Below are 6,550 nucleotides of genomic sequence, written 5' to 3' on the forward strand. Positions count from 1 at the left end.
ATAAATTAAACGAATTCAATTTCAAATAACATATAAGACAATACATAATGCAATTCTTTCAAAATGAAATCAAACTACAAGCATTTCCTAGAGGTTTTCATATAATTACGTCTGAAGTATTGAATGCCATCCCTGAAATTAGCCAAATTAAAACTGGACAGTTACAGGTGTTTATAAAGCATACGTCAGCTAGCTTAACGATAAACGAAAATGCCGACCCAACGGTTAGATTGGATTTTGAGAGTCATATGAATAATATGGTTCCTGAAAATCAAAAATATTACAAGCATACCTTTGAGGGTTCAGACGATATGCCAGCACATATAAAAGCTGCCTTAATGGGGACATCAGTTCAAATACCAATCACAAACGGCAAGTTAAATCTTGGAATTTGGCAGGGTATTTATCTTTGTGAGCACAGAAATAGAGCAGGAGGAAGACAGTTAGTCCTTACGGCTTTCGGCAATTAGGTTTTCTAGAACTATTTCTACGCCAAAATTATCATTAGACTTGGTTTCAAAGTTAGCAATTGCCTTTACATCGTCGTGTGCATTGGCCATGGCATAACTGTATTTAGCACATTTTAGCATTTCTAAATCATTATTATAATCACCAAAGACTAAGGTTTCGGAGGGACTTATTTGGAGCTGTTTTTGTAAAAATTGTAGCGCATGGCCTTTATTCGTAATGGCGTCAGAAATATCTACCCAATGATTTCCAGAAACAACAACATTCAGGTCTGGTTTTAAATGTTTCACGTATGGAAAAATATGAGCTTCAGAATTGGTTTTATGATACAATGCTATTTTAATAACATCATCTTTAATCTCTTCAAAGGAATCAATAACAGTATATACTGAATAATATTCAGAAAACGTATTTATCAATTGGTCTGATGCTCTAAGAATAAATGCTTGATGTTTGGTGCAGAAAATAGGGTAGGTATCTTCAATATTGGTAACCAAAGTATATAACTCTAACAATCTATCAGGATTTATTATATTAGAAAGCATTACTTTATTAGCTTCAATGACCAAACCGCCATTTTCAGCAACAATAATAATATCATCTTTTACGGGTTGAAGCTTTTCAACAATACTATAATAAGGTCTGCCACTTGCTGCCACAAATTGAATGTCTTGTTGTTGCATTCTTTTAAAAAGCTCAAAAAAGCGTGAACTCACTTCATGATTGGAATTTAACAATGTTCCATCCATATCTGTAACGACAAGTTTTATATCCTTCATATTTTATTTTGATTTTATGGGTTCAGAATTGATTAAATAAAAAATCCGATTCAATCCCGATAGGTATCGGGAGAACCGGATTTATAAGCGAAATGTTGTTATTAATTTGGCTAAAAGCCTTATTTTACTTTGTTTACTATGGCTTCAAAAGCATCAGGGTGGTTCATTGCTAAATCGGCAAGCACCTTACGGTTCAAGTCAATATTATTAGCTTTTAATCCTCCCATAAATTTTGAATAGCTCATTCCATGTTGTCTTGCACCTGCGTTAATACGCATAATCCATAACGAACGGAATGTTCTCTTTTTGTTTCTACGATCTCTGTACGAATATTGCATCGCTTTGTCAACCGCATTTTTTGCTACTGTCCAAACGTTTTTACGTCTTCCGAAGTAACCTTTTGCTTGCTTAAGAACCTTTTTTCTTCTGGCTCTTTTTGCTACTGAATTTACTGATCTTGGCATTTCTTTTAATTGTTTTTTGTAGTAGGCGGTCGATAAATCGACACTTGCTAAATTGGTTTGCCTAACTCCAGGGTTTATAAATAGTTTTAACCGATTAAAACAGTATTACTTTAAACGTAACATCGTTTTAATATTGTCCTCATCTGCTTTATGTACTAAAGTATCATGAGTCAATCTTAGCTTGCGCTTTTTAGATTTTTTTGTCAATATATGACTCTTAAAAGCGTGCTTTCTCTTAATCTTACCAGTGCCAGTTAGTTTAAAACGTTTCTTAGCACTCGATTTTGTTTTCATTTTAGGCATTTTCTCCTCTTTTATATTTACGTTTCGCTTATTTCTCTTTGCTGAACTTGGTTCAGTATCTTTTATATGCTACCCAAAAAGCTTATCTGGAAGTTTCAGCTTCTCTGTTTTTAGTTTTTCTTAGGTGCAATGAACATTATCATTCGTTTTCCTTCAAGCTTTGGCATCTGTTCAACCTTTCCGTATTCTTCAAGATCTTGCGCCAACCTTAACAATAAGATTTGACCTTGTTCTTTAAAAACAATAGATCGTCCTTTAAAGAATACAAAAGCTTTTAACTTTGCGCCGTCTTTTAAAAACTTCTCAGCATGTTTCTTTTTAAATTCGTAATCATGATCATCGGTTTGAGGACCAAATCGAATTTCTTTAACAACAACTTTAGTTGCTTTAGCTTTTAAAGCTTTTTCTCTTTTCTTCTGTTCGTAAAGGAATTTTTTATAATCCATAACTTTACAAACAGGAGGCTTCGCATTTGGCGATATCTCTACAAGATCTAAACCTTGTTCATCGGCTATGGATAAAGCTTTTTTAATAGGGTAAATACCTATTTCGACATTATCTCCGACAAGTCTTACTTCTTCAGATCTGATTTTAGAATTTATACGATGCTTATCTTCTTGAGATGCTCTTCTGGTATAATTCTTTCTGTTTCTACGTATTGCTATGGCTTCTGTATTTTAAATTAAACTTATATTATTTAAAAGTTTTTAAACTCTTACTAATTCTATCTTTTACTATTTTTATAAAGTCTTCTACAGTAATTGTGCCAAGGTCTTCACCACCATGTTCACGCACAGTTATTGTATTATCTTTTTCTTCTTGCTCACCGACAATAATCATAAACGGAAACTTTTGCATTTCAGCTTCGCGAATTTTCTTACCTACAGTTTCATTCCTGTTGTCTGTAAGGGCGCGAATTTCGTCATTTTCTAGCACATTTAAAACTTTTTCCGCGTATTTTTCATATTTCTCACTTATTGAGAGTATAATTGCCTGTTCTGGCATCAGCCAAAGTGGGAAATTTCCACCAGTATGTTCTAACAAAATAGCAATAAAACGTTCCATGCTTCCAAAAGGAGCTCTGTGGATCATAACAGGTCTGTGCATCTCATTGTCACTGCCTTTGTAAGATAGCTCAAAACGCTCTGGTAAGTTATAATCGACTTGGATCGTTCCTAATTGCCATTGTCTTCCAAGTGCATCTTTAACCATAAAATCTAACTTAGGACCGTAAAATGCAGCTTCACCTGTTTCAACTACAAAATTTAAGTTTTTATCCTTCGCAGCATTTAATATAGCCTGTTCTGCTTTTTCCCAATTTTCATCACTTCCGATGTATTTTTCAGGATTTTCGGGATCCCTTAATGAAACTTGGGCAGTAAAGTTTTCAAATCCTAAAGATCCAAATACATAAAGTACAAGGTCAATAACGTCTTTAAATTCGGTGTCTAATTGATCAGGCGTACAGAAAATGTGGGCATCATCTTGAGTAAAACCCCTAACTCGTGTTAAGCCGTGCAACTCTCCACTTTGTTCATATCTATATACAGTACCAAATTCTGCGTATCGCTTAGGAAGCTCCTTATAAGAAAATGGTTTCGCATTATAAATTTCACAATGATGCGGACAGTTCATGGGTTTTAAAAGAAATTCTTCGCCTTCAGATGGCGTTCCAATCGGCTGAAAACTGTCTTCTCCATACTTTGCATAATGTCCAGAAGTCACATAGAGTTCTTTCTGTCCAATATGTGGTGTTACCACCATTTCATAACCCGCTTTTTTTTGTGCAGCTTTTAAAAAGTTTTCTAATCGCTCACGTAAGGCAGCACCTTTAGGGAGCCATAGGGGTAAACCTTGACCTACTTTTTGAGAAAATGTAAAAAGTTCTAATTCTTTACCAAGTTTTCTGTGGTCTCGTTTTTTGGCTTCTTCTAAAAGATGAAGATATTCAGTCAGTTCTTTTTGCTTTGGAAATGAAATACCATAAACTCGCGTGAGTTGTTTGTTTTTTTCATCTCCTTTATAATAGGCGCCTGCAACACTCAATATTTTAACTGCTTTTATAATCCCCGTATTAGGAATATGTCCACCACGGCACAAGTCTGTAAAAGTGGAGTGGTCGCAGAAACTAATTGTACCGTCTTCAAGATTTTCAATTAGGTCTACTTTATAATTGTTTTTACCTTTATAATAGGAGAGTGCTTCAGCTTTAGATACATCACGCATTTTAAAATCGTGTTTACCTCTAGCAATTTCAATCATTTTGTTTTCAATGGCCTTAAAGTCGTTTTCAGAAATCGAACCTTCTTCCAAATCTACATCGTAATAAAATCCATTATCTATTGCTGGACCAACCCAAAGTTTTACATTTGGATAGAGTTCCTCTAGTGCCTGTGCCAAAACATGGGCAGAAGAGTGCCAGAAGGCTTTCTTTCCGTCGTCATCTCTAAATGTATATAAGGTAAGGCTACCGTCAGTAGTTAACGGAGTGGTTGTTTCAACAACTGTATCATTGAATTTTGCTGAAATAACATTGCGAGCAAAGCCCTCGCTAATATCCACAGCCACTTCATAAGGTGTTACTTCTTTTTTATCAAAAGACCTCACAGAACCATCAGGTAGAGTAATTTTAATCATTATTATAATATCAATTTTAGCCTACAAAGATATACCTATATATATAATAGACAAAGTGAAGTTTCCTATAAATTTTTATGGCTTTCCCCTTTTGCTTTTAAGAGAGCAAAAGTGTCGCGCTATCCGCTATATCTTTTTATACCGAGCTTGTTTCAATATCCACGGTTCTGTGTTCCCAACAATGGGCACATAATAGGCCTAATGATCTAGGGCCGCATAAAAAGGATGCCGCTACAACTGCGAAGTAATCACGATTTCCTATTTAATAAAATAGCATGGATGAGTAATCGCTAACGCGCCTGTCCGCATTTTCCGTGCCCAGCGGTTGCCACGGGTTTCTATGTGCGTTCTCTCGCCAGGGCCCTTCCGTGCTTTTTGGGTTTGCAAAAAAAACTTTCGCCCGTAGCCAATTGGTTCCGAGCGGTTTAAAAAAAAGAGCAAAATAAAAATGAAAAAGGTGTTGCGGGAACGGAAAAGGGTTTTATATTTGCACCCCGAAACAAAAACAACATGTCGAGTTTCGGACGTTCATTTCCAGAAAAAGCGAGGCCTAAAAAAAATATTTAATTTTTTTCAGATTAAGTTTGTGGGATAGAAAAAAGGGTTTTATATTTGCACCCGCTTAGCGAGGAAACGAGCTGAGAAAAGATAAAAAAGTTCATTAACATATTGAATTGACAGCGTAAGAAGCTGGCCGGAAACGGTCGCTTCAGAACAAGAGAATAGATCATTTAGAGTACTGGAATAATTCCTATCGGAAGTTGAAGATATAGTCGCAAGACTTAAAATTTAACGATGAAGAGTTTGATCCTGGCTCAGGATGAACGCTAGCGGCAGGCCTAACACATGCAAGTCGAACGGTAACATTGGTGCTTGCACCAGATGACGAGTGGCGCACGGGTGCGTAACGCGTATACAATCTGCCTTTTACAGGGGGATAGCCTTTAGAAATGAAGATTAATATCCCATGGTAAGTTTCCTTGGCATCAAGGATGCTTTAAAGCTTCGGCGGTAAAAGATGAGTATGCGTTCTATTAGCTAGATGGTGTGGTAACGGCACACCATGGCAACGATAGATAGGGGCCCTGAGAGGGGGATCCCCCACACTGGTACTGAGACACGGACCAGACTCCTACGGGAGGCAGCAGTGAGGAATATTGGACAATGGGCGAGAGCCTGATCCAGCCATGCCGCGTGCAGGAAGACTGCCCTATGGGTTGTAAACTGCTTTTATACGGGAAGAAACCCACCTACGTGTAGGTGGCTGACGGTACCGTAAGAATAAGGATCGGCTAACTCCGTGCCAGCAGCCGCGGTAATACGGAGGATCCAAGCGTTATCCGGAATCATTGGGTTTAAAGGGTCCGTAGGTGGACAATTAAGTCAGGGGTGAAAGTCTGCAGCTCAACTGTAGAATTGCCCTTGATACTGGTTGTCTTGAATCATTGTGAAGTGGTTAGAATATGTAGTGTAGCGGTGAAATGCATAGATATTACATAGAATACCAATTGCGAAGGCAGATCACTAACAATGTATTGACACTGATGGACGAAAGCGTGGGGAGCGAACAGGATTAGATACCCTGGTAGTCCACGCCGTAAACGATGGTCACTAGCTGTTCGGACTTCGGTCTGAGTGGCTAAGCGAAAGTGATAAGTGACCCACCTGGGGAGTACGTTCGCAAGAATGAAACTCAAAGGAATTGACGGGGGCCCGCACAAGCGGTGGAGCATGTGGTTTAATTCGATGATACGCGAGGAACCTTACCAGGGCTTAAATGTAAGTTGCATGGGGTAGAGATACCCCTTTCTTCGGACTACTTACAAGGTGCTGCATGGTTGTCGTCAGCTCGTGCCGTGAGGTGTCAGGTTAAGTCCTATAACGAGCGCAACCCCTGTT

Annotated in this window: 6 protein-coding genes and 1 rRNA gene (1 of these 7 running past the window's edge); 2 read left to right on the plus strand and 5 right to left on the minus strand. The window is 37.8% G+C overall.

Annotated features, from left to right (window positions below; all coding sequences use genetic code 11):
* Window positions 1–47 precede the first annotated feature (47 nt).
* Window positions 48–470, plus strand: a complete 423-nt coding sequence (locus HM987_RS07410; RefSeq protein WP_179006616.1) for a secondary thiamine-phosphate synthase enzyme YjbQ — start codon at window positions 48–50, stop codon at window positions 468–470.
* On the opposite strand, the gene HM987_RS07415 is transcribed toward HM987_RS07410, so the two are convergent.
* The 5 genes from HM987_RS07415 to thrS all read right to left on the minus strand — a co-directional run bounded on the left by HM987_RS07415 (window position 444) and on the right by thrS (window position 4,651).
* Window positions 444–1,247 carry an HAD family hydrolase gene (locus tag HM987_RS07415; protein WP_179006618.1) on the minus strand — a complete coding sequence of 268 codons (804 nt, stop codon included), beginning with the start codon at window positions 1,245–1,247 and terminating at the stop codon, window positions 444–446. The two genes, HM987_RS07410 and HM987_RS07415, sit on opposite strands and share 27 nt — an antisense overlap.
* A 119-nt stretch (window positions 1,248–1,366) precedes the next feature.
* Window positions 1,367–1,711 (minus strand): 50S ribosomal protein L20, encoded by a 345-nt coding sequence (gene rplT, locus HM987_RS07420; protein WP_179006621.1) that lies wholly within the window; start codon window positions 1,709–1,711, stop codon window positions 1,367–1,369.
* A 105-nt stretch (window positions 1,712–1,816) separates the two neighbouring features.
* Window positions 1,817–2,014: a 50S ribosomal protein L35 gene (gene rpmI / locus HM987_RS07425; RefSeq protein WP_155089831.1), complete on the minus strand. Its 198-nt coding sequence runs from the start codon at window positions 2,012–2,014 to the stop codon at window positions 1,817–1,819.
* A gap of 110 nt (window positions 2,015–2,124) precedes the next feature.
* A complete protein-coding gene (infC, locus tag HM987_RS07430) occupies window positions 2,125–2,673 on the minus strand; it encodes a translation initiation factor IF-3 (protein WP_178991889.1) in 549 nt (182 codons plus the stop codon).
* Between the two features lie 34 nt (window positions 2,674–2,707).
* Window positions 2,708–4,651: a threonine--tRNA ligase gene (thrS, locus tag HM987_RS07435; RefSeq protein ID WP_179006623.1), complete on the minus strand. Its 1,944-nt coding sequence runs from the start codon at window positions 4,649–4,651 to the stop codon at window positions 2,708–2,710.
* A 792-nt stretch (window positions 4,652–5,443) separates the two neighbouring features.
* Between thrS and HM987_RS07440 the strand changes: the two genes are divergently transcribed.
* A 16S ribosomal RNA gene (locus HM987_RS07440) occupies window positions 5,444–6,550 on the plus strand (it continues 415 nt past the right edge of the window).

The sequence above is a fragment of the Winogradskyella forsetii genome (assembly GCF_013394595.1).
Classification (GTDB): domain Bacteria; phylum Bacteroidota; class Bacteroidia; order Flavobacteriales; family Flavobacteriaceae; genus Winogradskyella; species Winogradskyella forsetii.